26 protein-coding genes are annotated in these 26,848 nt (G+C 61.9%); 16 read left to right on the top strand and 10 right to left on the bottom strand.

Going from position 1 to position 26,848, the window contains the following annotated elements; all coding sequences use genetic code 11:
• Nucleotides 1–2 precede the first annotated feature (2 nt).
• The 4 genes from nirD to treF all read left to right on the top strand — a co-directional run bounded on the left by nirD (nucleotide 3) and on the right by treF (nucleotide 6,113).
• Nucleotides 3–350 carry a nitrite reductase small subunit NirD gene (gene nirD / locus CPter91_RS00760; protein WP_061935663.1) on the top strand — a complete coding sequence of 116 codons (348 nt, stop codon included), beginning with the start codon at nucleotides 3–5 and terminating at the stop codon, nucleotides 348–350.
• A complete protein-coding gene (locus CPter91_RS00765) occupies nucleotides 347–1,585 on the top strand; it encodes an NAD(P)/FAD-dependent oxidoreductase (RefSeq protein ID WP_061935666.1) in 1,239 nt (412 codons plus the stop codon). The genes nirD and CPter91_RS00765 overlap by 4 nt, the downstream gene beginning before the upstream one ends.
• A gap of 12 nt (nucleotides 1,586–1,597) precedes the next feature.
• Nucleotides 1,598–4,345, top strand: coding sequence for a nitrate reductase (locus tag CPter91_RS00770; RefSeq protein ID WP_061935669.1), 2,748 nt, complete (start codon nucleotides 1,598–1,600; stop codon nucleotides 4,343–4,345).
• A gap of 97 nt (nucleotides 4,346–4,442) precedes the next feature.
• Complete coding sequence (gene treF, locus CPter91_RS00775) at nucleotides 4,443–6,113, top strand: alpha,alpha-trehalase TreF (RefSeq protein ID WP_236905911.1); 1,671 nt, start codon at nucleotides 4,443–4,445, stop codon at nucleotides 6,111–6,113.
• Nucleotides 6,114–6,140: 27 nt separating this feature from the next.
• On the opposite strand, the gene CPter91_RS00780 is transcribed toward treF, so the two are convergent.
• Nucleotides 6,141–7,322, bottom strand: a complete 1,182-nt coding sequence (locus CPter91_RS00780) for an MFS transporter (protein WP_061935675.1) — start codon at nucleotides 7,320–7,322, stop codon at nucleotides 6,141–6,143.
• 168 nt (nucleotides 7,323–7,490) lie between these two features.
• Here CPter91_RS00780 and CPter91_RS00785 point away from each other — a divergent pair, with 168 nt between their 5' ends.
• Entirely contained in the window at nucleotides 7,491–7,970 is a 480-nt protein-coding gene (locus CPter91_RS00785) for a nuclear transport factor 2 family protein (protein ID WP_061935678.1), read from the top strand.
• A 10-nt stretch (nucleotides 7,971–7,980) separates the two neighbouring features.
• Here CPter91_RS00785 and CPter91_RS00790 read toward each other — a convergent pair whose 3' ends face one another.
• Entirely contained in the window at nucleotides 7,981–8,241 is a 261-nt protein-coding gene (locus CPter91_RS00790) for a DUF2471 family protein (RefSeq protein ID WP_061935681.1), read from the bottom strand.
• A 238-nt stretch (nucleotides 8,242–8,479) separates the two neighbouring features.
• On the opposite strand from CPter91_RS00790, the gene CPter91_RS00795 reads away from it, so the two are divergent.
• From CPter91_RS00795 to CPter91_RS00805, 3 genes are all read left to right on the top strand, one after another.
• Complete coding sequence (locus CPter91_RS00795) at nucleotides 8,480–8,716, top strand: antitoxin (RefSeq protein WP_061935684.1); 237 nt, start codon at nucleotides 8,480–8,482, stop codon at nucleotides 8,714–8,716.
• Nucleotides 8,716–9,126: a type II toxin-antitoxin system VapC family toxin gene (locus tag CPter91_RS00800; RefSeq protein ID WP_061935687.1), complete on the top strand. Its 411-nt coding sequence runs from the start codon at nucleotides 8,716–8,718 to the stop codon at nucleotides 9,124–9,126. Before CPter91_RS00795 ends, CPter91_RS00800 begins: the two co-directional genes overlap by 1 nt.
• A gap of 94 nt (nucleotides 9,127–9,220) precedes the next feature.
• On the top strand, nucleotides 9,221–11,275 hold the full coding sequence (locus CPter91_RS00805) for a M3 family metallopeptidase (RefSeq protein WP_061945687.1): 2,055 nt from the start codon (nucleotides 9,221–9,223) through the stop codon (nucleotides 11,273–11,275).
• A gap of 52 nt (nucleotides 11,276–11,327) precedes the next feature.
• Here CPter91_RS00805 and CPter91_RS00810 read toward each other — a convergent pair whose 3' ends face one another.
• The gene (locus CPter91_RS00810) at nucleotides 11,328–12,266 is read right to left on the bottom strand and encodes a S1/P1 nuclease (RefSeq protein ID WP_061935690.1); all 939 of its coding nucleotides are present in this window, start codon (nucleotides 12,264–12,266) and stop codon (nucleotides 11,328–11,330) included.
• A gap of 271 nt (nucleotides 12,267–12,537) precedes the next feature.
• Between CPter91_RS00810 and CPter91_RS00815 the strand changes: the two genes are divergently transcribed.
• Nucleotides 12,538–13,194 (top strand): epoxyqueuosine reductase QueH, encoded by a 657-nt coding sequence (locus tag CPter91_RS00815; protein ID WP_061935694.1) that lies wholly within the window; start codon nucleotides 12,538–12,540, stop codon nucleotides 13,192–13,194.
• Complete coding sequence (locus CPter91_RS00820; RefSeq protein ID WP_061935697.1) at nucleotides 13,191–13,403, top strand: hypothetical protein; 213 nt, start codon at nucleotides 13,191–13,193, stop codon at nucleotides 13,401–13,403. Before CPter91_RS00815 ends, CPter91_RS00820 begins: the two co-directional genes overlap by 4 nt.
• A gap of 15 nt (nucleotides 13,404–13,418) precedes the next feature.
• Here the strand turns inward: CPter91_RS00820 and CPter91_RS00825 are convergent, their stop codons facing one another.
• Both CPter91_RS00825 and CPter91_RS00830 read right to left on the bottom strand, forming a co-directional pair.
• Nucleotides 13,419–14,822, bottom strand: coding sequence for a sensor histidine kinase (locus CPter91_RS00825; RefSeq protein ID WP_099047147.1), 1,404 nt, complete (start codon nucleotides 14,820–14,822; stop codon nucleotides 13,419–13,421).
• Nucleotides 14,819–15,502 carry a response regulator gene (locus tag CPter91_RS00830; RefSeq protein WP_061935700.1) on the bottom strand — a complete coding sequence of 228 codons (684 nt, stop codon included), beginning with the start codon at nucleotides 15,500–15,502 and terminating at the stop codon, nucleotides 14,819–14,821. Before CPter91_RS00830 ends, CPter91_RS00825 begins: the two co-directional genes overlap by 4 nt.
• A gap of 180 nt (nucleotides 15,503–15,682) precedes the next feature.
• Between CPter91_RS00830 and CPter91_RS00835 the strand changes: the two genes are divergently transcribed.
• Complete coding sequence (locus CPter91_RS00835; RefSeq protein WP_061935703.1) at nucleotides 15,683–16,558, top strand: MipA/OmpV family protein; 876 nt, start codon at nucleotides 15,683–15,685, stop codon at nucleotides 16,556–16,558.
• Nucleotides 16,559–16,592: 34 nt separating this feature from the next.
• Complete coding sequence (locus CPter91_RS00840) at nucleotides 16,593–17,720, top strand: SDR family oxidoreductase (protein WP_061935706.1); 1,128 nt, start codon at nucleotides 16,593–16,595, stop codon at nucleotides 17,718–17,720.
• A gap of 12 nt (nucleotides 17,721–17,732) precedes the next feature.
• Here CPter91_RS00840 and CPter91_RS00845 read toward each other — a convergent pair whose 3' ends face one another.
• From CPter91_RS00845 to CPter91_RS00855, 3 genes are read right to left on the bottom strand one after another with little or no spacing between them, the layout of a single operon-like run.
• Nucleotides 17,733–18,491 (bottom strand): molybdopterin-dependent oxidoreductase, encoded by a 759-nt coding sequence (locus CPter91_RS00845; protein WP_061935709.1) that lies wholly within the window; start codon nucleotides 18,489–18,491, stop codon nucleotides 17,733–17,735.
• Nucleotides 18,488–19,138, bottom strand: coding sequence for a cytochrome b/b6 domain-containing protein (locus tag CPter91_RS00850; RefSeq protein WP_061935714.1), 651 nt, complete (start codon nucleotides 19,136–19,138; stop codon nucleotides 18,488–18,490). The genes CPter91_RS00845 and CPter91_RS00850 overlap by 4 nt, the downstream gene beginning before the upstream one ends.
• A 59-nt stretch (nucleotides 19,139–19,197) precedes the next feature.
• Nucleotides 19,198–19,827 (bottom strand): hypothetical protein, encoded by a 630-nt coding sequence (locus CPter91_RS00855; protein ID WP_061935717.1) that lies wholly within the window; start codon nucleotides 19,825–19,827, stop codon nucleotides 19,198–19,200.
• Between the two features lie 139 nt (nucleotides 19,828–19,966).
• Between CPter91_RS00855 and CPter91_RS00860 the strand changes: the two genes are divergently transcribed.
• Together CPter91_RS00860 and CPter91_RS00865 are read left to right on the top strand one after the other, a co-directional pair.
• Entirely contained in the window at nucleotides 19,967–20,647 is a 681-nt protein-coding gene (locus CPter91_RS00860; RefSeq protein WP_061935720.1) for a heavy metal response regulator transcription factor, read from the top strand.
• Nucleotides 20,644–22,080: a heavy metal sensor histidine kinase gene (locus CPter91_RS00865; RefSeq protein WP_061935723.1), complete on the top strand. Its 1,437-nt coding sequence runs from the start codon at nucleotides 20,644–20,646 to the stop codon at nucleotides 22,078–22,080. The genes CPter91_RS00860 and CPter91_RS00865 overlap by 4 nt, the downstream gene beginning before the upstream one ends.
• Before the next feature lie 97 nt (nucleotides 22,081–22,177).
• Here the strand turns inward: CPter91_RS00865 and phnD are convergent, their stop codons facing one another.
• Together phnD and CPter91_RS00875 are read right to left on the bottom strand one after the other, a co-directional pair.
• Nucleotides 22,178–23,188, bottom strand: coding sequence for a phosphate/phosphite/phosphonate ABC transporter substrate-binding protein (gene phnD / locus CPter91_RS00870; protein ID WP_061935726.1), 1,011 nt, complete (start codon nucleotides 23,186–23,188; stop codon nucleotides 22,178–22,180).
• Between the two features lie 159 nt (nucleotides 23,189–23,347).
• Nucleotides 23,348–24,664 (bottom strand): haloacid dehalogenase-like hydrolase, encoded by a 1,317-nt coding sequence (locus CPter91_RS00875; protein ID WP_061935729.1) that lies wholly within the window; start codon nucleotides 24,662–24,664, stop codon nucleotides 23,348–23,350.
• A 352-nt stretch (nucleotides 24,665–25,016) separates the two neighbouring features.
• Here CPter91_RS00875 and CPter91_RS00880 point away from each other — a divergent pair, with 352 nt between their 5' ends.
• Nucleotides 25,017–26,195 (top strand): geranylgeranyl reductase family protein, encoded by a 1,179-nt coding sequence (locus CPter91_RS00880; RefSeq protein ID WP_061935732.1) that lies wholly within the window; start codon nucleotides 25,017–25,019, stop codon nucleotides 26,193–26,195.
• Between the two features lie 63 nt (nucleotides 26,196–26,258).
• The gene (locus tag CPter91_RS00885) at nucleotides 26,259–26,843 is read left to right on the top strand and encodes a DUF4399 domain-containing protein (protein WP_061935735.1); all 585 of its coding nucleotides are present in this window, start codon (nucleotides 26,259–26,261) and stop codon (nucleotides 26,841–26,843) included.
• Nucleotides 26,844–26,848 lie beyond the last annotated feature (5 nt).

Here is a 26,848-nt window from a genome sequence, read left to right on the forward strand (position 1 = left end):
AGATGCACAAGGACCAGCTGGGCCAACACTGGATTGAAGTCTGCGCAATCGAACAGATCGTGCCGAACACCGGCGTCTGCGCGCTGATCAATGGCGAACAGGTGGCGGTGTTCCACGTCATCGATGGTGAGCAGCGCGTGTTCGCCATCGGCAATTACGATCCGAACGCGCAGGCCGCGGTGCTCTCGCGCGGGCTGGTAGGCAACTTGGGCGAACGGATCGTGGTGGCTTCGCCTATCTACAAGCAGCACTTCGACCTGCAGACCGGTGAATGCCTGGAAGCGCCGGAGAATTCCGTGCCGGCCTATCCGGCGCGCATCGCCGGCGGCAAGGTCTGGGTAGCCGCATGACAGCCGCCAGGCAAGCAGCCGGCAAGCCGTCGCTGGTGGTGATCGGCAATGGCATGGCCGGCATGCGCACGGTCGAAGAGTTGCTCAAGCTGGCGCCTGAGCTGTACGACATCACGGTGTTCGGCGCCGAGCCGCACGGCAATTACAACCGCATCCTGCTGTCGCCGTTGCTGGCGGGGGACAAGAGTATGGACGACATCATGCTCAATCCACTCGAATGGTATGCCGACAATGGCATTACCCTGCATGCCGACGATCCGGTGACCAGCATAGACCGCCAGCGCCGCATTGTGCGTTCGCAATCTGGCGTAGAGCTGCGTTATGACCGGCTGCTGCTGGCGACCGGCTCCAAGCCCTTCATTATCCCGGTGCCGGGCCATCAGCTGCCGGGCGTGATCGCCTTCCGCGATGTCCAGGATGTCGAGACCATGCTGGCGGCGGCGCGCAATCATCGCCATGCGGTGGTGATCGGCGGCGGCCTGCTCGGGCTGGAAGCGGCCAACGGCTTGCTGCGCCAGGGCATGGATGTCACCGTGGTGCATGTGATGGACAGCCTGATGGAAAGGCAGTTGGACAAGTCTGCGGCGATCCTGCTGAAGAAAGCGCTGGAGCAGAAAGGCTTGCGCTTTTTATTGAACGCTCAGACAGCCCAGATCCTTGGCGATCAACAGGTCAGGGCAGTGCGCTTCAAGGACGGCAGCGAGATTCCGGCCGACCTGGTGGTGATGACTGCCGGCGTCCGCCCCAATATCGCGCTGGCGCAACAGGCTGGCTTGCATTGCGACCGCGCGATCGTGGTCGACGATACTCTGCAGACTTACGATCCGCGCATCTATGCAGTGGGCGAATGCGTGCAGCACCGCATGGCGACTTTCGGCCTGGTGGCGCCGATCTGGGACCAGGCGCGCGTCTGCGGTGCACACCTGGCCGGCGCCGGCCATCGGCGCTATGTGCAGCAAGCCACCGCCACCAAGCTCAAGGTCACCGGCGTCGACCTGTATTCCGCCGGCGACTTCATCGGCGGCGAGGGTAGCGAAGACCTGGTGCTGCGCGATCCGCGCCGCGGCATCTACAAGCGGCTGGTGATTAACGGCCCGCATATTGTCGGCGCGGTGCTGTATGGCGACGTCAAGGACGGTCCCTGGTATTTTGAACTGATCCAGAACAAGACCGATATTTCCTCCTTGCGCAGCCAGCTGCTGTTCGGCCAGGCGCTGTGCGCCCAGGCGGCCTGAAGCGGAGCCGGCATGAATCAAGTTTCGACCTTGCCGTTGCAACCGGCCGCCAAATTGGCTGGTACGCTGACCACCTGTCCGTATTGCGGGGTCGGTTGCGGCGTCCGCGCCACGGTTAACAGCGATGGCCAGGTCGATATCGCCGGCGATGAAACGCATGCCTCGAACCTGGGGCGGCTATGCGTCAAGGGCTCGGCGCTGGGAGAGACGGTGGCGCTGGACGGACGCTTGCTGTATCCGAAAATACGCAGCGATGACTGCCAGGAATTGCAGCCTGTCTCCTGGGACACCGCGCTGGACAAAGTAGCACATGGCTTCCGCAGGATCATCGAGCAGCACGGCCCGGATGCGGTGGCGCTGTACGTTTCGGGACAGTTGCTGACGGAAGACTATTACGTTGCCAACAAGCTGATGAAGGGCTACATCGGCAGCGCTAATATCGATACCAATTCACGGCTGTGCATGTCCTCTGCGGTGGCCGGCCACAAGCGCGCCTTCGGCGCCGACCTGGTGCCGGTGTGCTACGAAGACCTGGAACTGGCCGACCTGGTGGTGCTGGTCGGATCCAACACGGCCTGGTGCCATCCGATCCTGTTCCAGCGCATCGCCAAAATCAGGGAAACGCGGCCGCAGATGAAACTGGTGGTGATCGACCCGCGCCGCACCGCCACCTGCGAACTGGCCGACCTGCATTTGCCGCTGAAGGCCGGCAGCGATGTCTGGCTGTTCAACGGCTTGTTCAGTTTCCTGGCAGGTAACGGCGCGGTAGATGAGGATTTCGTCGCGGAGCATACCAACGGCATGACGACAGCGCTAGAAGTTGCCGAGACAGATTGTGCCGATCTGGCTGCTGTCGCCAACATCTGCAAACTCGATCCGCAAGACTTGCGCACCTTCTATCAATGGTTTGCGGATAATCAAAAGGTGGTCACCGCCTTTTCGCAAGGAGTCAACCAATCCTCCTCCGGCACCGACAAGGTCAACAGCATCATCAACTGTCATCTGCTGACGGGCCGCATCGGCAAGCCCGGCATGGGGCCGTTCTCGATTACCGGCCAACCTAACGCCATGGGTGGGCGCGAAGTCGGCGGCCTGGCTAACATGCTGGCGGCGCATATGGAACTGGATAACCCGCAGCATCGCCAGACCGTACAGACTTTCTGGCAATCGCCGCGCATGGCGGAGCGGCCGGGCCTGAAAGCGGTGGATCTGTTCCAGGCGATCGAAGCCGGGCGCGTCAAGGCAGTCTGGATCATGGCGACCAATCCGGTGGTCAGCCTGCCGGACGCCGACCAGGTTCAGCGTGCCCTGAAAAAATGTGAACTGGTAGTGATCTCCGACATCATCGAAAAGACTGACACCAATGCCTTTGCCCATGTCTTGCTGCCGGCCCTTGGCTGGGGCGAAAAGGATGGCACGGTGACCAGCTCGGAACGCCGCATCTCGCGCCAGCGTGCCTTCCTGCCGGCGCCAGGCGAAGCGCGTGCAGACTGGCGCATCATTTGCCAAGTGGCGCAGCGCATGGGATATGACGGTTTCGATTTTGCTTCGGCGCATCAGGTGTTCGAAGAGCACGCCGGTCTCAGCACTTATCGCAATGGCGTCGACGGCGGACCGCATCGGGTGTTCAACCTGAGCGGCTTGCGCGGCATGGACCAGGCCCGCTTCGACGCCATGCAGCCGGTGCAATGGCCGCTGCTGAGCGATGCTGGAGAAGAACAGCGAGGTACTGCGCGGCTGTTCGCCGACGGCCGCTTCGCGCATGCTGACGGCAAGGCGCGCTTCGTCGCCACCGTGCCGCGGACGCCGCGCCATGCCATCGACAGCGACTATCCGCTCAGCCTCAACACTGGCCGCGTGCGCGACCAGTGGCATACCATGACGCGCACCGGCAAGTCGCCGCGGCTGGCAGACCATGTGCCGGAATCGTTCATCGACATGCATCCGCAGGATGCTTTGCTGTACGGCGTGCGCGCAGGCATGCTGGCGCGCGTATCGAGTCGGTGGGGCGAGATGGTGGCGCGGGTGCAGCACGGCGGCGGCATTGCCCGCGGCAGCCTGTTCGTGCCTATCCACTGGAACGGCCAGTCAGCTTCGGACGCGCGGGTTGGGGCACTGGTCAATCCGGTGGTCGATCCGGTTTCGGGCGAGCCGGAGTTCAAGCATACGCCGGTGCGGATCGAGGAATTTGCGGTGGCCTGGTATGGCTTTGTGCTGACGCGCAGCCAGCCGGCGCTGGACGATGTCAGCCATTGGACGCGCATCCAGGGGCGGCATTTCCAGCGCTACGAACTGGCCGGCCGCAGTGCGATCAAGGATCACAGCGTCTGGGCTGCAAGGCTGCTGGGCGTCAGCGATGCCGATGCCGACTGGCTGGAATACGAAGATGCGAGCGCCGGCATATATCGCGCGGTGCATGTGGTCGACGAGCGTATCGAAGCTTGCGTCTTCTTGTCGCCGCGTCCGGACTTGCCTTCGCGCGCCTGGCTGGCCAGCCTGTTCCTGAAGCCGCAGCTGGAAGAGGCCGACCGCATCGGCTTGCTCATCGGCCAGCCGATCGCCAAGGGCGCCGACACCGGTCCGACCATCTGTTCCTGCTTCGCTGTCGGCCGCAACACCATCTGCGATGCGGTGCGCAAGCAGGGCTTGACGACCGTGGCGCAGGTTACCGGCTGCCTGAAGGCGGGCGGCAATTGCGGCTCCTGTGTGCCGGAAATCAAGAAGCTGTTGTCGGAAATGCTGGCCGATGCGCAGGCATAGCCGCCGGATAAGTGCTTGTCAAAATGTCCAAGTCTGGGTAAGTTAGCAAAACAACTCACCAAGATCTGCATTGCACTTGGACATGGAGACAGCAGTCATGAATTTTTTTCTTGCGTCATCGCGTCGCAGTAATTCCGGCATCACCGCCATCACCGTCGCCGCTGCAGCCTGCCTGGCACTTGGCAGCTGGAGCGGCGTCGCACGGGCCGATAGCGCTGTTGTCAGGCCAGCGGCGGCTGCCGCTTATCCCGCACCGCCCTCAGAATTTTATCCGGAGCTGTTTGCCGCGGTGCAGATGGGGCAGGTGTTCAAGGACGGCAAGACCTTCGCCGACGCCGTGCCGAAGGACAGTCCGGCCGCCATTGCCGCGCTCTACAAACGCGAAAAGAATCGTCCCGGATTCGCGCTGGCCGGCTTTGTGCAGCAGTATTTCGATCTGCCGCAAGACAATGCCGATGCCTATGTCAGCGATCGGTCGCAATCGCTGCAGCAGCACATAGCCGGCCTCTGGCCGCACCTGACCCGGCAGCCGGCCAAGGCCGGCGCCGGATCGTCACTGCTGCCGCTGCCGCAAGCCTACGTGGTGCCGGGCGGCCGCTTCCGCGAGGTGTATTACTGGGATTCTTATTTCACCATGCTGGGCCTGCTGCAAAACGGCAAGCCGCAGCTGATCCGCGCCATGGTCGACAATTTCGCCAGCCTGATCGACCGCTACGGCCATATCCCCAACGGTAACCGCAGCTACTACCTGAGCCGCTCGCAGCCGCCTTTCTATTTCAAGATGGTCGGCCTGCTGTCGACCCAGGATGAAGCCGGCGCTTACGCTCGCTACTTGCCGCAGTTGCGGCGCGAATATGCGTTCTGGATGGACGGCGCCAGCACCCTCAAGCCCGGTACTGCGCACCGGCGCGTGGTGGCGCTGGCGGACGGCAGCCTGCTGAACCGCTATTACGACGACCGCGCCGTTCCGCGCGACGAATCGTATGCGGAAGACGTCAAGCTGGCGCAGCAAAGCAAGCGTCCGGCTGCCGAGGTCTATCGCGACTTGCGCGCCGGCGCGGAAAGCGGCTGGGATTTCAGCAGCCGCTGGCTGGCCGACGGCAAGTCGCTCGCCACGATCGAAACCACCGCCATCCTGCCGGTCGATCTCAATAGTCTGATGTATGGATTGGAAAATGCTATCCGCCTCGGCTGCGAACGGGTGCACGACCTGGCGTGCGGCAAGGAATTCACGCAGCGCGCCGAACGGCGCCGGCTGGCAGTGCAAAAATATTTCTGGAATGAAGCCGCGGGTCATTATGTGGACTATCAATGGATCAAACAACGATCGACCGAACGCCCCGGCGCCGCCACGCTATATCCGCTATTCGTCGGCATTGCCGAGCCGGCGCAGGCTGCTCGTGTAGCGCAGTGGGTTGGCAATGAATTGTTGAAGCCGTCCGGTATCGTCACCACGACGGTAGATAGCGGCCAGCAATGGGATGCGCCGAACGGCTGGGCGCCACTGCAATGGATTGCAGTGGATGGCCTCAATCGTTATGGCCAGCATGCCATGGCACGCGATATTGCCACGCGCTGGATGGGCAAGGTGCAGCAGGTCTACGGCGCTAGCGGCAAGCTGGTGGAAAAATACAATGTGAGCGGTAGCGACATCGAAGCCGGCGGCGGCGAATATGCTTTGCAGGACGGGTTCGGCTGGACCAACGGCGTAGCGATGCAGTTGATGACGCTGTATCCCGAGCTGCAGCAGCCTGCGCCGTCGCGCTGACGGCGCAGCCGGTCTTGCAGGCCGGGATTAAGGCTTCTGCTTGCGTTCGGCAAACAGCCAGACCAGCAGGCCGAGCGCGCTTAATCCCGCGCCCGTCATCGACACCCCGAACCAGCCTGAGTGGCCGTACATCGCGGTCGACAGCAGCGAGCCGCAGGCGCCGCCGATGAAGTAGCAAGTCATGTAGCCGGCGGTCAGGCGGTTGCGGGAATCCGGATGCAGGTGATTGATCACGCTCAGGTTGGTGACGTGGATCGCCTGCACCATCAGGTCCAGCAGCAGGATGCCGAACAGCAGCCCGATCAGCGAGCTCTTGGCAAACACCAGTGGCAGCCAGGACAGCAGCAGCAAAGCCAGTCCGATGGTGGTGGAACGGCCGGCATGGCCGCGGTCGGCCAGGCGGCCGGCGTGCGAAGCGGCCATGGCGCCGGCGGCGCCAACCAGGCCGAACAAGCCGATGGTGCCATCGGAATAATGGAAAGGTTCGGCCGCCAGCAGGAAGGAAATCGAGGTCCACAGCACGCTGAAGACGGCGAAGATGATGGCCCCCAGCAAGGCGCGGATGCGCAGCACCGGCTCGGCCACGAACAAGGTCAGGATAGAGGCCAGCAGGCGCGGATAGCTCAGGTTCTGGGTCGGATGATGGCGCGGCAGCGCGCGCCCCAGCACGATGGCGGTCAGGATCATCAGCGCCGCGCCGAACCAGTACACGGTTTGCCAGCCGCCCCAGGCCGACAGATAGCCGGCCACGGTACGCGCCAGCAGGATGCCGAGCAGCAGGCCGGTCATCACATGGCCGACCACCTTGCCGCGTTCATGCGGTGCTGCCAGCGTGGCGGCAAACGGCACCAGCACTTGCGATACCACCGAGAACAAGCCGGTCAGGGCGGTGCCGATCAGAACGAACGCCAGGTTTTGCGCGGTAGCTGTGATCAGCAGGCCGCAGGCGGACAGCAGGCTCATGATGACAATCAGCTTCTTGCGTTCCAGCATGTCGGCCAGCGGCACCAGCAGCATCAGGCCGAGCGCGTAGCCGAGCTGGGCCACGGTGACGATCAGGCCGGCGCTGCCGTTGGAAATGCCGAAGCGGGCGGCGATGGTGTGCAGCAGCGGCTGCGCGTAATAGTTGCTGGCCACGGCGACACCGGTGGCGACCGACATCATGATCACCAGGCCGGCGCTGAGTTTGGCGTATGGGGTTTGCGACATGTTGAACTGCCTTAAAAAATACAAGCCGACACTTTAGCCCTTATCGGCGTCGGCTGCTGCGCTGCAACGATTTCCGCCTTTAGCGCGACGCCTGGTTGCCGTGCAAGGCCAAATAGAAGTCTGTAAAGTGTGGCGACAGCCTTTCTTCCACCGTTCCAGGAACCCGACATGAGCCAAGCCAGCGAAGCACGTCCGCCGTTTCCCCCGTTCACCCGCGAGAGCGCCATCCAGAAAGTGAGAATGGCGGAAGACGGCTGGAACAGCCGCGATCCGCAACGCGTATCGCTGGCATATACCGTCGACACCATCTGGCGCAACCGCTCCGAATTTCCCGAAGGACGCGAGCAGATCGTGCAATTCCTGACCCGCAAGTGGGAGCGCGAACTGGATTACCGCCTGATCAAGGAACTCTGGGCGTTCGACGGCAACCGGATTGCGGTGCGCTTTGCCTACGAATGCCATGATGCCGCCGGCAACTGGTTCCGTTCCTACGGCAACGAAAATTGGGAGTTCGATGAACACGGCCTGATGCACCGCCGCTATGCCAGCATCAACGACCTGCCGATCAGGGAATCGGAACGCAAGTATCACTGGCCCTTGGGGCGTCGCCCGGACGATCATCCAGGCTTGAGCGAGCTCGGCCTGTAATGCCGCGGGGTCAGTGCGATCTTCGGTATTCCCGGTAGATCAGCGATAGTGCAATCGGCAGTGTCGTGGCGTTGCCGAAATTGACCAGGTCGTCGGTGCGTGGATAAGCCGTCGGGTAGGCACGCAACAGGTTGAGGTGGGTGAGGTCGAAGTTGCCGGATTGCTCCAAGGCGCGCATCGCTTCGCTTTCGATCTGATGCATCAGCGACCAGGTCAAGTCCGCGCCGGCGTTGCGGTGGCTGAGCACGATGCGGGCGATGGTCGTCTTCAATCCTTCAGTAATGGCCTCAAGTTCCGATCTTCCGACTACCTGCATAAGAGTCCCCCGCACTAAATTAACTGTATATACGTACAGTATAATTCAAAACAAGAATCTCCTTATTGTGCAAATGCTCATTTCCAATGAATATTTAGATGTACAAGAATCACTATGTACACACGTGTATTTACATTTCTCCGGGAGGCAGTTAATATGTATTCATCGTATTTTTCCTCTAGCGCTGTTTGACATGCATACCACCAGGGTCTTCAAGAACGGTAATTCCCAGGCGATCCGGATTCCGGCCGACCTCGCCTACGAGCGTACCGACATCGAGTTTCAGATAGAACGGATCGGCGACGAGTTGCGGATCCGGCCGGCAGGCCGCCCCTTGACCGGCGTGCTGCAGAAATTCGCCAGTTTCAGCGCCGGCTTCATGGCTGAAGGGCGCGGCGAACAAGAACAGGATGAGCGCGAGATTCTCTGATGGCGCGTTACATGCTCGACACCAATATGTGCATCTACCTGATGAAAAACCAGCCGCGGCAAGTGGCTGAGCGCTTTGCCGCGTGTCTTGTGGGCGATGTCGTGATGTCGGCGATCACCTATGCGGAACTGGAATATGGCGTGACCGCGTCGGCCCATCCCGCCCGCGAGCGGCAGCACCTGGCGGCGCTGACCGAGGATATCCCGGTAGCGCCCTTCGACAGCGCCGCGGCCAGCGCCTATGGCCCGATCCGCGAGGCGACGCGCGAGCGCAGGAAAGACCATCTCGACAAACTGATCGCAGCGCATGCGCTAGCGCTGAATGTGGTGCTGGTGACCAATAAGGAACGGGATTTCGCCGTCTATCCAGGCGTGAGAATCGAGAACTGGATCGGGACCGGCGGCGACTGACGCTGCTTTGACTTGGGCCGGAATCGGCGAGCACGCCAAAAATACATACCCGGCATACAATAGCTTCCTCACCATTAGCCAGGATGCTATCGCCATGTCAGACATTCACGCCGCCAATCCGCTATTGCAAGACTGGAACACCCCTTACGGCTTGCCACCCTTCGATCAGATCAAGGCTGAACATTTCGTCCCTGCTTTTGAAGTCGCCTTGCCGGCCCACTTGGCCGAGATTGATGCCATCGCCGCACAAACCGCGGCTCCCACTTTTGCCAACACACTGGCCGCTTTCGATGAATCGGGTCGTCTTAACAGCCGTATCAGCCTGCTGTTCGAAAACCTGACCGCGAGCGAAACCTCGCCGGCCCTGCAGGCTGCCGAGATCGCGCTGGCGCCTAAACTGGCGGGGCACAAGAATGCGATTTACCTGCATGCTGGCCTGTTTGCGCGGATTAATGCCTTGTACGCCGAGCGCAGCCGGCTGGACCTGGATCCGGTGCAGCTGCGTTTGCTGGAACGGGTGCACCTGGATTTCGTGCGCGCCGGCGCCAATTTGCCGCCGCAATCGCGCGCACGCTACAGCGCAGTGACGGAAAGACTGGCGGCATTGAGCACGCAGTTCACGCAAAACGTCCTGGCCGATGAATCCGGCTTTGTGCTGGCGCTGGAAGACGAAGCGGCGCTGGCCGGCCTGCCGCCTTTCCTGCGTGCTTCGGCCGCAGCGGCGGCGCAACAGCGCGGCCTGCCGCCGGGCAGCCATGTGGTGACCTTGTCGCCGTCGCTGGCCGAGCCGTTCCTGACCTTCTCCGATCGCCGCGACTTGCGCGAAGCGGTGTGGCGCGGCCGCGTCGCCCGCGGCGCCCACGCCGGCAGCCACGACAATCGCCCGGTTGCGGCCGAAATCATGGCCTTGCGCCAGGAGCAGGCACAATTGCACGGCTACGCCACGTATGCCGATTACCAGCTGATCGACCGCATGGCCGGCAAGCCGGAGGCGGTGTCGGTCTTGCTGGGCAAGGTCTGGGAACCGGCCAAGGCCAAGGCGCAAGAGGACCGCATCGCCCTGACTGAAATGGCGCGCAGCCTGGGCCAGCCGACGCCGATCGCGGCCTGGGACTGGCGCTACCTGGCCGAGAAAGTGCGACAGGCGCGCTACGACCTGGACGACGCCGAACTGAAACCCTATTTCGCGCTGGACAACATGATAGGCGCCATGTTCGACTGCGCCCGGCGCCTGTTCGGCATCAGTTTTGTCGAGCAGCACGGCGTCGCCCTGCATCATCCGGACGCCCGGCTGTGGGAAGTGCGCAATCGGGAGGACGCCTTGATCGGCCTGTTCATCGGCGATAACTTTGCCCGCGCCAGCAAGCGCAGCGGCGCCTGGATGCATATCTTCCGCAGCCAGTCCGGCCATGCCGGCGGCACCCTGCCTATCGTCATCAACAATAACAACTTCGCCCAGGCTGCCGAGGGTGTAGCGGCGCTGCTGAGTTTCGACGATGTGCGCACCCTGTTCCATGAATTCGGCCACGGCTTGCACGGCCTGCTGTCGCAAGTGAAGTACGAGCGCCTGGCCGGCACCCAGGTATTGCAGGATTACGTCGAACTGCCGTCGCAAATTTTCGAGAACTGGGCGGAAGAGGAAGCGGTGCTCAAACAGCACGCGCGGCACTATCAGACTGGCGCGGCGATTCCGTCAGCGCTGCTGGAAAAGCTCAAGCGCGCGCGTCAGTTCGACCAGGCCTGGGCCACCATCATGTATGCCGGCCCGGCGCTGATCGACATGGCGCTGCATTCACTGCCGAACGGCAGCGTGGTCGATCTGGATGCATTCGAAGCGCAGCAATGCGAAGCGCTGGGCATCCCGCAGGATATCGGCCAGCGCCATTACCTGAGCCATTTCCAGCACCTGTTCGCCGGTTCCGACTACGCCGCCGGCTACTACGTCTACATGTGGGCCGAAGTGCTGGACGCCGATGCCTACAATGCCTTCATCGAAGCCGGCGATCCGTTCCAGCCGGCGATTGCCGAACGCCTGCAAAAGCATATCTACAGCTCCGGCAACAAGCAGGATCCGGCGCTGGCGTTCCGCGCCTTCCGCGGCCGCGATCCGAAGGTCGAACCGATGCTGGCCAAACGCGGATTGATCTAGCCGAGCGAGACCAGTCCTGGGCGCAGGCGCCCAGGACCGAAATCACCGCTGCTTACTTCTTGCCGCCAAATGGCGAGGCGAAGACCGATGCGCTGGCGTCGGCATTGCCACCAAGGGAATCATTCAGCACCTTGGCCAGGCGCACGCCGGCACGGCTCAACTGCAATGCCACCACGCTGGTGGCATTGCTGACATAGCTGGCCGGCAGCTTGTATTTGCCGCTGGCGTCGGGCGTCGGCAGCTTGCCGTAGGCATCGGTTCGGGCCAGGCCGAATGCTTCCAGCGACCAGTCGCGCGGCGTCTGCTGCTGCCATTGCGCAATCTGAGCCTTGGTGATCTTGGCGATCAAGGCCGACGCTACCTTGTTCTGGTCGGTGCCCAACTTGTTGACGAATGCCGTATCCCAATAGGCGTGCAGCTTGCCGGCGGCAATGCCGGTGGCCGACACCGTTTCATCGTTGCCGCCGCGGTCGTTGGAGTCGCTGGAGTGCAGCGGCTGGTGCATGTCGCCGACGAAGTGCAACAGGAACTGCAGCGCCAGCAGGCGTTCCGCCGGATCGGTATTCGGGTTGCCCAGTTCGGCCGTGAACTGATCGACTTTGTCGACCACGCAGTCCTGCGCGACACCGCCCGAAGCCGGGGTGTTGGCCGGCAGGCTCGGATGGCCGAAGCAGGCGGCGTCGATGTCGCCGTCGCTGATTTCGGTATCGACAAAATGCCAGGCGGCGGTTTCGCGATGCGAATTACGGTATTTGTCGGCCCAGGTGGCTTCCGAGGCGATATCGCCAGCGGTCAGGCCGGTGCTGTCATTGGCCAGGATGGCGTTGACCTGCGCGCGGACGTTGTCAGTCAGGTAGTGGTTGGCGATCAGGCCGACCACCATATGGCCTTCATCGCCCCAGGCCAGTACGTTCTGGCTGGCCAGCATCAAAGGCGCGGCGCATGCCACGCCGCCGATGAACGTGAGAAACAGCTGACGGTTCAGTTTCATGGAGACTCCATTCGGGAAAGAAGAGCAGGTTTTTTTGCAACACTATTTGCCGCCCGAATATATGCCGCATTTATGACCGCAGCATGTCATCGCGCTGTGCACCTGCCAGTACTGACAGGTGGCTAGGAATGAGAGGGCAGTATGAATTCTGTTCATGCAAACTTGAGAGTTTGTCGCTTGACGCAGCTGCTCCCAGGCGAGAGACTGGACAATTAGCGCCATCGCTCGAGCCTCAGCTCCAAGCCGGCGCGCTTCTCCAGGTAACTCCCTCATGACTTTGCGCCAGAAACTCGTCCTGCCGGGCGGCCACAATAAACTGCTCTTGCATTCCTGCTGCGCGCCATGCTCGGGCGAGGTGATGGAAGTCTTGCTCGCCAGTGAAATCGATTTTTCCATCTATTTCTACAATCCGAATATCCATCCGCAGCGCGAGTACGAGCTGCGCAAGAACGAAAACATCCGTTTCGCCGAGCAGCACGGCGTGCCGTTCGTCGACGCCGACTACGACCTGGACAACTGGTTTGCCCGCGCCCAGGGCATGGAAGACGAGCCGGAACGCGGCAAGCGCTGCACCATGTGTTTCGACATGCGCTTTGAACGCAGCGCGTTGTACGCGCACGAGCACGGCTTTCCGGTGATCAGTAGTTCGCTGGGGATTTCGCGCTGGAAGAACATGGAACAGATCAACGATTGCGGCGCCCGCGCGGCGGCGCACTATCCCGGCATCACCTACTGGGATTACAACTGGCGCAAGCAGGGCGGCTCGGCACGCATGATCGAGATCTCCAAACGCGAGAATTTTTATCAGCAGGAGTATTGCGGCTGCGTCTACTCGCTGCGCGACAGCAACCGCTGGCGCAAGGACCAGGGACGCGAACGCATCAAGATTTGCGAGAAATATTACGGCCAGCCGGAGGAACAGAAATGACGGACCAGCCCGCCATCCGCCATTGGCTTGCCGCCTGCACCAACGGCGAGCAGGTCCAGCCGCAGGCCAAGGCCGATCTGCTGGCCAGCATGGAACGGCAGCTCGCCGAATTCATGCGCAGCGTGGCGCAGGATGAAGAAGAAACCGCGCCGCCGCATCTGATGAGCGGGCATCACGCCTGCCCATGCTGCAGCGAGCGCGGCGAATAGTCTCGTTGCGATAATTTACGCGGCTTCGGGCCAGGCCAGTGGAAACCGGACTTCCACCAGCAGGCCTTGCTCGCCGTCGGCTGCGTCCAGCCGGATCTTTCCGCTATGCTGGAGCACTACCGATCTGGCAATTGCCAGCCCCAGTCCGCTGCCGCTCTGGGTCTGGTCGGGATTGCGGAAGAAGCGGTCGAACACGCGCTCGCGCAGCGCCGGGGCGATTCCCGGACCTTCGTCGGCGATGCTCAAGACTACCTCGTCCTGCTCATGGCGCAGGCCCACCGTCACGACGCCGCCCGCCGGACTGTACTTGATGGCGTTGTCGACCAGGTTGTCGATCAGCGAGGTCAGGCTTTCGCGGCGGGCAAAGATAAAGAATTCATCTTCAGAGGTCAGCTCCAGCTCGATATGCCGCGCCTTGGCCAGCGCCGACAGTATCGCCAGCCGGTCCTGCACCAGCACGTCCAGCGCCAGCGGTTCCATGGAGACGCTGGCGGTGGCGTCGCTGCGCACCAGCAGCAGCAGCTGGCTGACCAGGCGGGTGGCGCGGTTGCTGCTGCTCAGTATGCCGTTGAGCAGTTCTTGCTGCTGGCCGTTTGCCGCCTGGCTTTGCAGCGCTTCGGCGTTGACGCGCATGGCAGCCAGCGGGGTGCGTAGCTCATGGGCGGCGTCGGCGATGAAGTTGCGTTCGCGCGCCACGCTGTCGCTGATGCGCAGCAGCAGGCCGTTGATCCGGTCTACCATCGAGCTCAGCTCCAGGTGTTTCGGTTTGAAGGCCAGCGGCGCCAGGTTGTGCGGGCCGCGGGCCGCCACCTCACGCGCAATCCGGCTCCACGGACGCAGGGCCACGCGGATCGACAGCCAGGCCGGCAGCAGCAGGAACGGCAGGCTGATCAGCAAGGGCAAGGAATAATAGCCGCGCGAATTCATGTCGACCAGCATGTCCAGGGCATCCGCCGGCACGATGATGGTGACGCGCGTATCCGAATGCGGCGATTGCACGGTGCGGGCGCGCCAGCGCACGCCGTTGGCGTAGATGGTTTCCGCATCGTCGAGGCGGCTGTTGTGGATGCCGGCCGGAATATCCTCGGACTGGTAGATCAGCCGGTCCCCTTGCTGCACCCGGATGCTAGGCGACAGTTTCGGCGTATCGCCGCCGACGCCGTAGCCTTCACGTACCGCCTGGTCGATCATGTGCAGCACCTTGAACTGGCGCTCCGGCTCGTCGGCCAGGTTATCGGCGACGCCCAGGATCGCCTCGTAGGTGCGGTCCAGGTTGATCGGACCGGGCGCGCGGCTGGTCTCGAACATGGCGTAGCCGATGAACAAGCTCCACAGCACCGTCAGCAGCAGCATCTGGGCCAGCAACAGACGCCGCACCAGAGTCGGCCGCAGCAGCCAGTTCCACCCGCGCAGCATCATTTGCGCAGGCTGCGGGCCGGCGCCTGCAGGTCGATCACGAAACCGACGCCGCGCACGGTGCGGATATAGCCGTCGCCTATCTTGCGCCGCAGATTCGCCATGTGCACGTCCAGAGTATTGCTGGCGTTGCCTTGGCCGCCGGGCAGCGCCAACTCTTCCAGGATGCGGCGCGTCACCACCCGGTCGGCGCGGATCAGCAGGGTGCTGAGCAAGGCGTATTCGCTGGCGGTCAGCTCTACCGGCCGTTCCTGCACGGTCACGCGGCGGGTCGGCGCATGCAGCGACAGGCCGCGCAAGTCCAGGGTATCGCCGTCAAAGCCGTAGCTGCGGCGGGCCAGGGCCCTGACGCGCGACAACAGCTCGTCCAGCACGAAAGGCTTGACCAGATAATCGTCGGCGCCGGTGTCGAGGCCGAGCAGGCGGTCGTTGATGGCGTCGCGCGCGCTCAGGATGATCACCGGCAAGCCGTTCTTCTCACGCCGCAAGCGCGTCAGCAGGCTCAGGCCGTCGCCGTCCGGCAGGCCGAGATCCAGCAGCACCAGGTCGCAGGTGTCGGATTCCAGGGTGCGCTGCGCGTCCGCCAGCTGGCGCACCCAGACCACGTCCATGCCTTGGTCGGAGAGGGCAATGCGGACACCGTTGCCTAGGTCCAGGTCATCTTCAATCAACAGTATTTTCATATTTTGCTATTTAAGCATCTTAACGTGAAGAAAACCTGAAGAGCGCTGCTTGCGGCGGCGTCTTCAGCAAACGTTCATGAACGGCTCATGTTTTCTTCATATCACCCACGGATACTGCTGAATTGACCATTCCCGTATGGCTGCGGAGCGCGCCATATCCATCCGACCAGGAAGCCGACCATGAAAAAACGCTATATCAAGCCTGCCCGTTCCCGCAATTTCCATGTCATCACGAATACTCTTTTGTCGATCGGCGTGCTGCTGGCGCTGCTGGCCATCGGCCTGCTGGCGGCCAGGAGCGCCCATGCCGAAGATGCCAAGTCCGGCGCCAAGGCCGCGTCAACCGAAAACACACTCATCATAGGCGCCGGTGCTGCTTTCGGCCCGCGTTATTCCGGCTCTGACCAGAACATGGCAGGACCGCTCCTGCTGCTCGACTATTCCACATCCAGCGGCTTCTTCGCCAGCACCATGCGCGGCCTCGGTTATGGCAGCACGATCGGCGCCTTCAACTATAGCGCAGCCTTGGGTTATCGCGGTGGACGCGAAGAGAAGGATGAGAGCGATTTCGGCTTCAGCAGCGGCAGCACGCGCCTGCGCGGCATGGGCGATATCAAGGGCTCGGCCAGCGCTATCCTGAGCCTGGGCTATACCCCGGTCGAATGGCTGAACCTGAGTGTCACGGCGGATCTCGCGCTGTCGCAGAGAAACAACGGCAATGCCCTCCATTTCGGCGTTTCCAGCCCGTTCTACTCCGGCCCCAGCGATAAGTTGACACTGGCGGCGACGGCCAGCGTCGGCGACAACAAATACATGCAGACCTATTACGGCGTGACCAGCCTGCAGCATCAGAATTCCGGCTACCGTGCTTTTAAGCCGAAGAGCGGCTTGTACGAAGTGAATGCCAGCCTGAGCTGGGAACACCGCTTCGATGCCAAATGGGCGCTGCAGACCATGGTGGGGGCGACGCGCTTGCAGGGCGATGCTGCCAAGAGCCCGCTGGCCAGCCGCAGGCTGTCGCCGAATGCCGCCATTTATCTTACCTACACTTATTAAGGCGACATTGAACTTCGCTAAAGATGGAAAGCATATGGACAGCGCGGACATGATCCTGATTACCGGCGCCACCGGATTCCTGGGCGGCGCCACCGTGGTGCAAGCCATCCAGGCCGGACTGGCGCCGCGCCTGCTGCTGCTGGTGCGCGCGCAGGACCCGGCGCAAGGCATGGATCGCCTGCAGGTCCAGCTGAAGCGGCTCGGCGCCGGCGACAGCGAGCTGGCGCAGCTGCGTCTGTCGCAAATACTGTGCGGCGACTTGTCCGCGCTTGACGGCATTGCCGCCGATCCGCGCCTGCAGCGGGTGTCGACCGTGATTCATTGCGCCGCCCTGGCTACATTCGCCAACCATCCGGCGCTGGAAACAACCAATGTCGACGGCACGCTGGCGCTGGCGGCAATGATGCAGGGCCGTCCCCGCTTGCGGCGTTTCCTCTACGTCGGCACCGCCATGGCTTGCGGCACGCATTCGGCCAGCGACCACAGCATTCCGGAAATCGCCAATCTGTCTCTGGCGCAGGAAGATCACCTGGTGCCGTATACCCGTTCCAAGGCGATCGGCGAGCGCCTGCTGCGGCAGCGTTTTCCGCAACTGCCGTTGGTGGTGCTGCGGCCCTCGATCGTGGTCGGCCACACCAAGCTGGGCTGCACTCCCTCGCAAAGCATTTTCTGGGTTTTCATGGCGTGGCAAAAGCTGGGCGCGCTGACGGCTGCGATGCATGACAAGATCGACGTGGTGCCGGTCGACTGGTGCGCCGGCGCGATCTTGCATCTGGCCCTCAAGGACAAGCTGGCGCAGCCGGTGTTCCATCTGTCGGCCGGAACCCAGTCTAGCCGCTCGTTCCGCCAGATCGACAGCGCGCTGGCGGTGGCCGGCATGGGCAATGTCTGCGGCCGCGATTACGAACAGATCGGGGTCGGAAAAATAGACCTGCTGCTGCCGCGCATCAAGATCCGCATCCCGGACTGCAGTCCGCGGCTGCTGATGCGGGCATTGAAGCTGTACGGGGAATTCGCCAAGCTCAACTACGTGTTCTGCAACAAAAACCTGCTGGCTGAAGGCGTGCCAAGCGCGCCGCCATTCACGGACTATATCGGCCTGTGCGCAACCAGCACCAGGCATATCCCCATCGGCGAGCAGATGAAATGGGATTTCAAGTAAGCGTTTCGGCCCCTAAGATCCGCTGAACCAGTTATAGCCCTGGTCTTCCCAATAGCCGCCGGGATTTTCATTGGTGACGAAGATCGCCGCTATGTGCTTGGGATTCTTGAAGCCCAGCTTGGTCGGCACCCGCAGTTTCAACGGATAACCGTATTCGGTCGGCAGCGGTTCCTGGCCGAAATCCAGCGCCAGTATGGTCTGCGGATGCAAGGCGGTCGCCATGTCGATGCTGGAGTAATAGCGGTCGGCGCATTTGAAGCCGACATATTTTGCCGTGGTATCGGCGCCGATATGCGCCAGGAAGGTGCGGAACGGCACGCCGCTCCACTGGCCGATGGCGCTCCAGCCTTCGATGCAGATGTGGCGCGTGATCTGCGACGCCTGCGGCAAGACGCGCAGTTGCGCCAGGTTCCAGCTGCGCTTGTCGCGCACCAGGCCGGAGACCTCCAGCTTATAGGTATCGCCATCGATTTCCGGCGCCGAGTCGGCGTCGTAGAAAGCGTTGAACGGAAATGGCTTGGTGATCATGCTGGCCGGATAAGTCGGCGCCAGATGATTGGGGCGGAACAGCATGCTCTGCACGCGGTCGTTCCAGCGCGACATGGCCCACAATACCTTGTCGACTTGGTCGCCATCCTGCAGGTTGCAGCCGGACAGCAGCGATAATGCGCCCAGCGACAGGCCGGAGCGCAAGAACAAACGGCGTTGCAGCTGCACCAGCTCCGGCTGCAGTTCACGGTTTTTCGGCAGGACTTTTTTCTTGTCGCTCATGCTTGCTGCTCCTGTTTCGGCGGCTTCTTGCCAGCGTGGCGCGGCGCCCGCCCGCTCAGCATCGGCAGCAGCGTGCTCGGTACGATCAACACCAGCGCCAGATGCACCACCACGAAGGCGACGATGCCGGCCATCGCCACGAAGTGCACGCGGCGCGCTACGTCGTAGCCGCCGAACAGATCGACCAGGCTATCCAGCTGCACCGGTTTCCAGATCGACAGGCCGGACGCCACCACCAGCACACCCAGCAGCAGCACCGCGATATACATCAGGCGCTGCACAGCGTTGTAGATGCCGGGCTGATGCGCCAGCTTGAAGGTCAGCGCGTCTTTCACATCACGTAACAGATCGCGCGCCCGCAGCGGCAGGAAATGGCGGCGGAAATGGCCGGCCAGCAGGCCGTAGCCCAGATAGACCAGGCCATTCACCACCAGCAGCCACATTGCCGCCAGATGCCAGGCGATTGCCCCGCCCAGCCAGCCGCCGAGCGTGGCCCAGCGCGGGAAGTCAAAGCCGAACAGCGGCGAAGCGTTGTAAATCGCCCAGCCGCTCATCACCATGCAGACGATGGCAAAGGCGTTGATCCAATGGGCCACCCGCACCAGCAGCGGATGGATGATGCGGCGGGTTTGGTCGGCAGTCGCCATGAATACACCTTGTCAAGAATCGCTGCGGGCAAGCCCGCAAAACGCATTGCAAAATTCAATTACATCGGCGGCACTACGCCATCGACGCCAACCGTGGCGCGGCCTACGACATCGCTGCCGTCGGCGGCCTTGCTGACAAAAAATACGCCATGCGCGCCGGGCACAAGCAGGCTGCGGTCACCCTTGTTGAGGCTGACGATAGGGACATCGGCCGGCACCACGATTTTCTTTTCGCCATCGGGATACTTGACCGTGATGGTGCGCCCGCTGGTCACCACCACATCGCCGACGGTGCCGTTGGTCATGCTGCTCTTCTTGCCCAGGTCCCAGGCATAATGGCCTTCACCCATCTTCATGCCGGCCGGGAAGACGTGCACTTCCAGCGCCTTCAGGCTGCCGTCAGGCAGCGGCACTGCGGCGCTGCCGATGAAGCTGTCGGACTTGATATCGGTGATGGCGGCGTGGCTGACCGAGAACAGCATCAGGTCCGGCGCCAGTTTCAGGGTCAGCTTCTTGCCGGCCTTGGTGCTGACTTCGAGATTGTCGGTGTTGACTTTTTCAATCGTGGCGCGCACCCGCACCGGCGGGGCCGCGGCAGGAGTCTGGGCAATGGCGGCGTTGCCATAAGCCAGGAAAGTCGATGCGGCCAGGGCGGGCACGAGCCGGCGCAGGAGTTGTGCAGTTGTCATGGGATCAGTCTCGGTGGTTGCTGGGAAGTCCAGTCTAGGCGCGCCGCAATGTCTTATCGGTGACATATGAATGACAATATTGTCATTCTTCTCGGCAAGCGAATTGATAGAATGGACCTAATCAAATCAAGGACATAGCATGGCTATCCTCGTCATCGAAGACGACCCCAAGACCGGCGCTTACCTCAAGAAGGGCCTGCGCGAATCCGGCTATGCGGTCGACCTGATACGCAACGGCAGCGACGGCCTGCACATGGCGCTGGAGAATTCCTACGACCTGGTGGTGCTGGACGTCATGCTGCCCGGCACCGACGGCTGGAAGATCATGGGGGCGATCCGCGCCCGCCGCGATCTGCCGGTTATCTTCCTGACTGCGCGCGATCATGTGAACGACCGCATCCGCGGACTGAAGCTGGGCGCCGATGATTACCTGGTCAAGCCGTTTTCGTTTACCGAACTGCTGCTGCGCATCCGCACCCTGCTGCGCCGCGGCGTGGTGCGCGAAGCGCATGAGCTGGATTTTTTCCAGGTGGCCGACCTGCAGCTCGACCTGCTGCGCCGCAGGGTCACCCGCCAGGGCATCGACATCGTCCTCACCAACAAGGAATTCCTGCTGCTGCACCTGCTGGTCAAGCGCCAGAATGAAGCCTTGTCGCGCACCGTCATCGCTTCCGAAGTGTGGGACATGAATTTCGACAGCGACACCAATGTCGTCGATGTCGCCATCAAGCGCCTGCGCGCCAAGATCGACAATCCCTTCGAGCACAAGCTGATCCACACGGTGCGCAGCATCGGCTACATGTTTTCGGAAAACCCATGAAGCTCTGGCGCAGCCTTTCGCTGACCGCGCGCGTCACTTTCCTGTTTGCGCTGATCGCCTGCGCCGTCGTCACCAGTCTCGGCATGTACCTGTATTCGTCGACACGGCAGGCGCTGGAAGCCCGCGCCGATTATTCGCTGATCGGCAGGGTGGAACATTTCCGCACGCTGCTGCACGACCTCTACAACGTCAAGCAGATGGAAGATCGGCCGGCGCTGTTTGAAACCATGCTGGGCAGCGAACAGGATGTGCTGATGTTCAGCTATCCGGGCCAGGCGCCGTTCGTGCGCGTCAATCCCGACAACATGACGCCGCCGCCGATGACGCCGGTGGGCCTCAAGCAGCCGCTGACGCTGGCCACGCTGCAAGCCGGCGAACGTGCCGACGGCGTGCGCGTGCGCTGGATCTCGACCGAGGCCGAAGTGGGCGGCGACGGCAGCAAGGTCGTGATCGTCGGCGCCCATGTAATGACGCAGGAATCGCATATTCTTGCCGCCTATTACTGGCAGGTGATCGCTGCCGCAGCGGTATCGGTGCTGCTGACGGCGCTGCTCGGCTTCCTGGTGCTGAAGCGCGGTTTCCGGCCGCTGAGCGCGATGGCCGAGCGCGCCGCCGAAGTCAGTCCGACCAATATCGCGATCCGCCTGCGCGAAGAAGATGCGCCACAGGAGCTGCGGCTGCTGGCGGCCTCCTTCAACGCCATGCTGGACCGGTTGTCCGACGGCTATGAGCATCTGTCGCAGTTTTCCGCCGACCTCGCGCATGAGATCCGCACGCCGATCGGCGCCCTGATGGGGCAGACCCAGGTCACGCTCAACAAGGTGCGCAATGCCGGCGAATACCAGCAAGTGCTGGAATCTAACCTGGAAGAGCTGCAGCGCTTGAGTCGCATCGTCGAAAACATCCTGTTCCTGGCGCACGCCGACCACGCCGGTCTCTCCGTCGAGAAAACCTCGCTGGCGCTGGCCGATGAGCTGCACAAGATCGCCGAGTATTTTGAAGGCGTGGCGGAAGAACGCGGCATCAGGCTGGTGGTGGAGGCCAGCGGCGAGCTGGAAGCCAGCCCGGTCATGTGGCGCCGCGCCGTCAGCAATCTGGTGGTGAACGCAGTGCGCTATGCGCTGCCGGGCAGCACCGTGCTGTTAAGCGGCAAGCCGCAGGCGCAGGGCATCTGCATCGAAGTGGAAAATCAGGGAGATACCATCCCGCAAGAGCAGCTGGACCGCCTGTTCGATCGTTTCTACCGCGGCGACAAGTCGCGCAGCGAATTTACAGAATCGAACGGCCTGGGGCTGGCGATCGTGCGCGCCATCATGCTGGTGCACGGCGGCAGCGCCGAGGTGGCTTGTTCGGCCGAAGGAGTGATCCGCTTCAGCCTGTACTTCCCGCAGCAGCAAGATCGTGTACAGGAGCTGAAGGTGCGAACCGGGTAGGGTGGGCAAGTTTTTTGCCCACGCGTGACGGCAGATGTGCATGGGACCTTCGATCTCACGCGTGGGCACAGGTGCCCACCCTACATTCATGGATCAATTAGCGCAGGCGCGCCATCTCCAACGCCATGCTCAGCTTGCCGAAGCGAGCGGTGATGTCTTCGAAAGCCTTTTGCTTTTGCGCGGTGCTCAGCTTGGTGTCGTACATGTTGGAGCGCAGCAGGCCGAACATGGTGAGATCGGCGATCGGCTTCAGTTGCGCATCGGTGGAATGCTGGAAGCCCGACAGGTCGAGGATCTTTTGCAGCACGTCCGGCTGGCTGGCCGGATTCTTCGGCTTGCCGTAGGTGACAAAGAACTCTTCGATGCGGGCCTTGCTGGCGGCCGGCAAATCCTTGCGGTACAGCAGCGGGTCGTTAGGAATCAGCGGCGACGACCAGATTATGCGCAGCTTGCTGAGCTGTTCCGGCGATTCCTTTTTCAGGCGCTCCAGTTCTTCGGTATTGTTGGTGGCGACATCGACCTGGCCGTTGATCACCGCCTGCAGGTTCTTCTTGTGGTTGCCGACCACGATGCTCTTGAACAGCCGCTCCGGTTCCACCTTGTTCTTGGCGAAGGCGTAGTAGGCTGGCACCAGGTAACCCGAGGTCGAGCTCTTGTCGCCATCGTAGAAGCTATACACGCCCTTGTTGGCCAGGATGTCCTCGAACGACTTGATCGGGCTCTTGGCGGGCGTGATCAGCACCGAGTTGTAACCGTGCGAACCGTCTTGCTTGACCATCTGGGCGAACACGGTCGACTGATTGTCTTCCACCGCTTCCAGCGCGATCTTGCTGCTCAGCCAGGCCACCTGGATGGTATTGGTTTTCAGGCCGTTCAGGATGTCGTTGTAGTTGGTCGACACCACCGTGCGTACTTCCATCTTGGTGTACTTGGCAAAGTCGTCGATCACCGGCTGCCAGCGCTTTTGCGTGTCTTCGGCGGTGGTGGTGGCGATCAGGCCGATGGCGATCTTGCGCGGATTGTCGTCATCCTTGGCAACTGCGCGCGGCACGACGCAGTACATGGCGATGGAGCTCAGCAAGAGAGCGGTTTTCAGTAATTTTTTCATTGTTGCCTATCTGACTATTTCGAGGTGATGGAAAACCGAGGTGATGAAAACATACAGCAGCGGCCGCGCTGGGCGGCCGCATAAATTCATGCGAGGAATATGCGCCGGTTCCCGCGCAGGAACCGGCTGGCCGGTCGCGGACCGGCGGCAGAGACGGGATCAGCCCAGCAGCGCTGTGTCGCTCTTGCCGTACTTGAGGCTGGCTTCCGACGGCATCCAGTTGCCGGTCTGCTCGTTGCGGCCTTGCAGCAGGAAACGCGGCGCTGCGGTCGGAATCTGTTCGGCCGCCAGTTTCGACAGGTCGCCGATCTTGCCCTTCTTCATGCGGTTGACGATCATGCCCAGCTGGGTGTCGGCGAAATCGCGCAGCATGTCGTAGTCGCCATCGCTGTCGCCAGCCACGAAAATCGGACCGTAGCCTTTGCTGGCCACCAGTTCCTTCTTGATCACTTCCGTCTTGCCAGGGCCCCAGTTGAGCGGCCAGCCGGCCTTGTACTGGTTGACGAAGACGCCGTTGGCGCTTTCCAGGCGCAGGCCCAGCACGTGTTCACGCTTGACGTTGTAGCCATACTTCGGCGTGGTGGCGAACACTGCCACCACATCTTCCAGCGAAGCCGAGCTGACGTAGACGTCGATGCCGCTCTGCTGCAAGGCGTCCATCAAGGTGGCGATTTCAGTACACAGGCGGATGCCGTGGAAATGCGTAGTGCTGACAACACCGGCTTTACCTGGCTGCGCCGTCGGGCTGGTGTACTTGGTCTTGACCAGGCCCAGACCGAGATTGTGATCGTTGGATGCTTCCGCCAGTTTCTGCACTTCTGCCACCGACATGTTGGTGAAGAAGTAGATCACCCATGGGTAGCCGACGTTGACACCGTAAGTCTCGTTGACTGCTTCGTACAAGTAATACAGCTTGGCACGGAAGTCCTGGAACTGCACGGTATCGCGGACTTCTTCCAGCTTCTTGTCGCCCTTGAATTTGTCACAGTTCTCATACAGGTATTGATAGTCGCTGTCGATGTCGCTACAGATTGCTTCCAGGTCCACGCTCTGGCCGGCGGCGTTCTTGAAGTCGGCGGCAAACGGGCCGGCCGGTACGTTCTGGCGAATGATCGCAGCCATTTCCTGCGGCGTCAGCTTGAAAGAGAGCGTGTTGATCTGGTACATCAGCAACGCTTCTTCGGTGTCGTTCATGATGCTGGTGTTGTCCCAGTCGAACACCGCGTAGGGACGGCGCTTGCGATTGTAGCTGGCGCTGCTGTTGCCGTTGCGCGCCAGCAGGGCTTGCAGCTGCTGGTGGTTGCGCTCGCCCCATTTGGCGCGGTCCAGTTTCAGGCCGGCGGCCTTGGCATCCTTCGCCAGCAGTTCTGCCGGCGCCAGCGCGGCGGCGGCCAGCCCCGCTACCAGGCCGCCGGTGAGCAGTGTGCGGCGTTTTTGCAAATTGGCAGTATCTTCCGGTTTTTTTACGCTTTTCATGATTGCGGCCTCCCTGTGCCAGTCGAAATATATTATTCAAAATATTGCCCACCGGAATTCTTTGTGCTTGCCAGTCGGGCAGCCGAATACACTAGCATATTTCCATTTAGAAACGTAGCTGAATAGCACACAAGTCCCAAAAGAAACGTGCTTATCATCATGTGCAAGAGCCATGCCGAGCTCTGCCGGTCTGGCGATTTTCAGCTATGCTCAAGGTTCCGCCGGGCAATGCGTGTGCCGCGGCCAGACCTGTGCGAGGTGCTGCTGATGAAGTTGTGGGTAAATCCGGAGCTAAGCTGCTGTCTGCCGTGCTGTTGTGGCGCGGACTACCTTTCGTTTGCAGTGGTAAGCCATGACGGCTGACGACAGCGCTGTCAGCGATGTGCTGATCGTCGGCGCCGGCCCGGCCGGTTCGCACCTGGCTTATCTGCTGGCGCAGCAGGGTCTGCAGGTGACCATCATCGACAAGCAGGCATTTCCGCGCGCGAAGGTGTGCGGCGGCGGTTTGTCGCGCAAAGCCATGGACCTGCTTGGTTTCGAACTCGGCGCCGCCATGCATCAGCCGATCGGCGGCGCCATTCTTACTTACGGCAACCGCGGTGCCGTGCTCAAGGAAATGCAGCCGATGGCCGCCTGCACCGTGGTGCGCAGTGAATTCGACCAGATGCTGCTGGAGCGCGCTTGCGCCAAAGGTGTGCGCTTCTGCCCAGAAACGGCGTTTGTCGATGCCGCCGAATCAGCGGACGGCATCAGCGTGACGACCAGCCGCGGGATATTGCGCAGCCGTTTGCTGCTGGCTGCGGATGGCGCCGCCAGCGCCGTCCGCAACCGCCTGTTCGGCAAGGATCTGGTGGCTTATGTACCGGCGCTGGAGGCCATGGTCTGGCCCGAGGAAGGCGCACTGGAGCGCTTCGGCCAGCGCGCGCTGTTCGACTTCGACGGCATGCCGCACGGCTACGGCTGGATCTTCCCGAAGCGCGATCATTTCAATGTCGGTGTGTACTCACCTTTCGGCGGCACTGCCTTGCGCCAGCATCTGGACCGCTTTACCGCGGCCTACGCTAGCCTGCAGCGGCCGCACAAAGTCGAGTACCAAGGCTATATCATCCCCCTGGCCAATCGCCGCCGGCTATTCCAGCGCGGCCGCGTGTGGCTGCTGGGCGATGCCGCCGGGCTGGCGGAAGCCTTGTTCGGTGAAGGGATTTATTTCGCTTTGAAAACCGCGACGCTGGCTGCCCGGGCGATCGCCGCGGATGGCTTGCGCGGCGATTCCATGGCGTACAGCCGGCTGTTGCAGCGTGAACTGCTGCCGGAACTGCGCGCCGCGAACTGGATGGCGCAACTGGTCTATCGTTTTCCGAAACTGGCTTTTTCTCACCTGGTGCTGAACCAGCGCATCAACCAGGATTTTGCCGGCCTGATCAGCGGCGAGATGGGTTACCGCGATTGCCTGCGCAAGACCTTGCTGGGATTTCCGCGCTGGCTGATGCCGAGCACGGCGCCGGATGCGGCAAGGATTGATTCTTGCTAGCCCAAGTGCTTGCTACAGCCCTACCCGACACCTTATTTCCCACCCCAGCCCATGGATAAATCAATGACCGCGCAACGCCAGATCTTCCCCGATACCTTGGTTAAAAAATCCGCTCCTGCGTTGCTGGCGCTGTCGATGCTGATAGGCGCAGCACTGGTCTGCGGCCACGTCTTGGCCGCAACGCCGGCAGCGGCCAAAGCTACCGATACCCACGTCGATACCGATTCCATCATCAGCACCATCAACGCTTCGGAGCGTACGCGGCCGTTTCCGGTCGGCGAGAAGCTGGCGTATTTCGTCAATATCAAGGATGGCGACCAGGTGCGCTCGCCGTTCCGGGTCGCCTTTGCGGTCACCGGCATGGGCGTGTCGCCGGTGGCGGCGGGCGATATTCACGGCACCGGCCATCATCACATCCTGATCGATATGCCGATGCCGGCGGACATCAAGGCGCCGATCCCGTTCGATAAGCCGAACGAGTATCAGCACCAGCATTACAAGCATTTCGGCAACGGCGAAACCGAGACCCTGCTGGATCTGCCGGCCGGCAAGCATACGCTGCGGCTGCTGTTCGCCGATCATAACCACGTGCCTTACTATATTTCCAGCAAGGAGATTACGGTGACGGTGCTGGACAAGACGCACTAGTGGAC

Source organism: Collimonas pratensis (genome assembly GCF_001584185.1).
GTDB classification, from domain to species: domain Bacteria; phylum Pseudomonadota; class Gammaproteobacteria; order Burkholderiales; family Burkholderiaceae_D; genus Collimonas; species Collimonas pratensis.

Bases quoted from the DNA above. Each gene is read 5' to 3' on its own strand.
- nirD (WP_061935663.1), top strand. From the start codon at position 3: ATGCACAAGGACCAGCTGGGCCAACACTGGATTGAAGTCTGCGCAATC.
- CPter91_RS00765 (WP_061935666.1), top strand. From the start codon at position 347: ATGACAGCCGCCAGGCAAGCAGCCGGCAAGCCGTCGCTGGTGGTGATC.
- CPter91_RS00770 (WP_061935669.1), top strand. From the start codon at position 1,598: ATGAATCAAGTTTCGACCTTGCCGTTGCAACCGGCCGCCAAATTGGCT.
- treF (WP_236905911.1), top strand. From the start codon at position 4,443: ATGAATTTTTTTCTTGCGTCATCGCGTCGCAGTAATTCCGGCATCACC.
- CPter91_RS00780 (WP_061935675.1), bottom strand. From the start codon at position 7,322: ATGTCGCAAACCCCATACGCCAAACTCAGCGCCGGCCTGGTGATCATG.
- CPter91_RS00785 (WP_061935678.1), top strand. From the start codon at position 7,491: ATGAGCCAAGCCAGCGAAGCACGTCCGCCGTTTCCCCCGTTCACCCGC.
- CPter91_RS00795 (WP_061935684.1), top strand. From the start codon at position 8,480: ATGCATACCACCAGGGTCTTCAAGAACGGTAATTCCCAGGCGATCCGG.
- CPter91_RS00800 (WP_061935687.1), top strand. From the start codon at position 8,716: ATGGCGCGTTACATGCTCGACACCAATATGTGCATCTACCTGATGAAA.
- CPter91_RS00805 (WP_061945687.1), top strand. From the start codon at position 9,221: ATGTCAGACATTCACGCCGCCAATCCGCTATTGCAAGACTGGAACACC.
- CPter91_RS00810 (WP_061935690.1), bottom strand. From the start codon at position 12,266: ATGAAACTGAACCGTCAGCTGTTTCTCACGTTCATCGGCGGCGTGGCA.
- CPter91_RS00815 (WP_061935694.1), top strand. From the start codon at position 12,538: ATGACTTTGCGCCAGAAACTCGTCCTGCCGGGCGGCCACAATAAACTG.
- CPter91_RS00820 (WP_061935697.1), top strand. From the start codon at position 13,191: ATGACGGACCAGCCCGCCATCCGCCATTGGCTTGCCGCCTGCACCAAC.
- CPter91_RS00825 (WP_099047147.1), bottom strand. From the start codon at position 14,822: ATGATGCTGCGCGGGTGGAACTGGCTGCTGCGGCCGACTCTGGTGCGG.
- CPter91_RS00830 (WP_061935700.1), bottom strand. From the start codon at position 15,502: ATGAAAATACTGTTGATTGAAGATGACCTGGACCTAGGCAACGGTGTC.
- CPter91_RS00835 (WP_061935703.1), top strand. From the start codon at position 15,683: ATGAAAAAACGCTATATCAAGCCTGCCCGTTCCCGCAATTTCCATGTC.
- CPter91_RS00840 (WP_061935706.1), top strand. From the start codon at position 16,593: ATGGACAGCGCGGACATGATCCTGATTACCGGCGCCACCGGATTCCTG.
- CPter91_RS00845 (WP_061935709.1), bottom strand. From the start codon at position 18,491: ATGAGCGACAAGAAAAAAGTCCTGCCGAAAAACCGTGAACTGCAGCCG.
- CPter91_RS00850 (WP_061935714.1), bottom strand. From the start codon at position 19,138: ATGGCGACTGCCGACCAAACCCGCCGCATCATCCATCCGCTGCTGGTG.
- CPter91_RS00855 (WP_061935717.1), bottom strand. From the start codon at position 19,827: ATGACAACTGCACAACTCCTGCGCCGGCTCGTGCCCGCCCTGGCCGCA.
- CPter91_RS00860 (WP_061935720.1), top strand. From the start codon at position 19,967: ATGGCTATCCTCGTCATCGAAGACGACCCCAAGACCGGCGCTTACCTC.
- CPter91_RS00865 (WP_061935723.1), top strand. From the start codon at position 20,644: ATGAAGCTCTGGCGCAGCCTTTCGCTGACCGCGCGCGTCACTTTCCTG.
- phnD (WP_061935726.1), bottom strand. From the start codon at position 23,188: ATGAAAAAATTACTGAAAACCGCTCTCTTGCTGAGCTCCATCGCCATG.
- CPter91_RS00875 (WP_061935729.1), bottom strand. From the start codon at position 24,664: ATGAAAAGCGTAAAAAAACCGGAAGATACTGCCAATTTGCAAAAACGC.
- CPter91_RS00880 (WP_061935732.1), top strand. From the start codon at position 25,017: ATGACGGCTGACGACAGCGCTGTCAGCGATGTGCTGATCGTCGGCGCC.
- CPter91_RS00885 (WP_061935735.1), top strand. From the start codon at position 26,259: ATGACCGCGCAACGCCAGATCTTCCCCGATACCTTGGTTAAAAAATCC.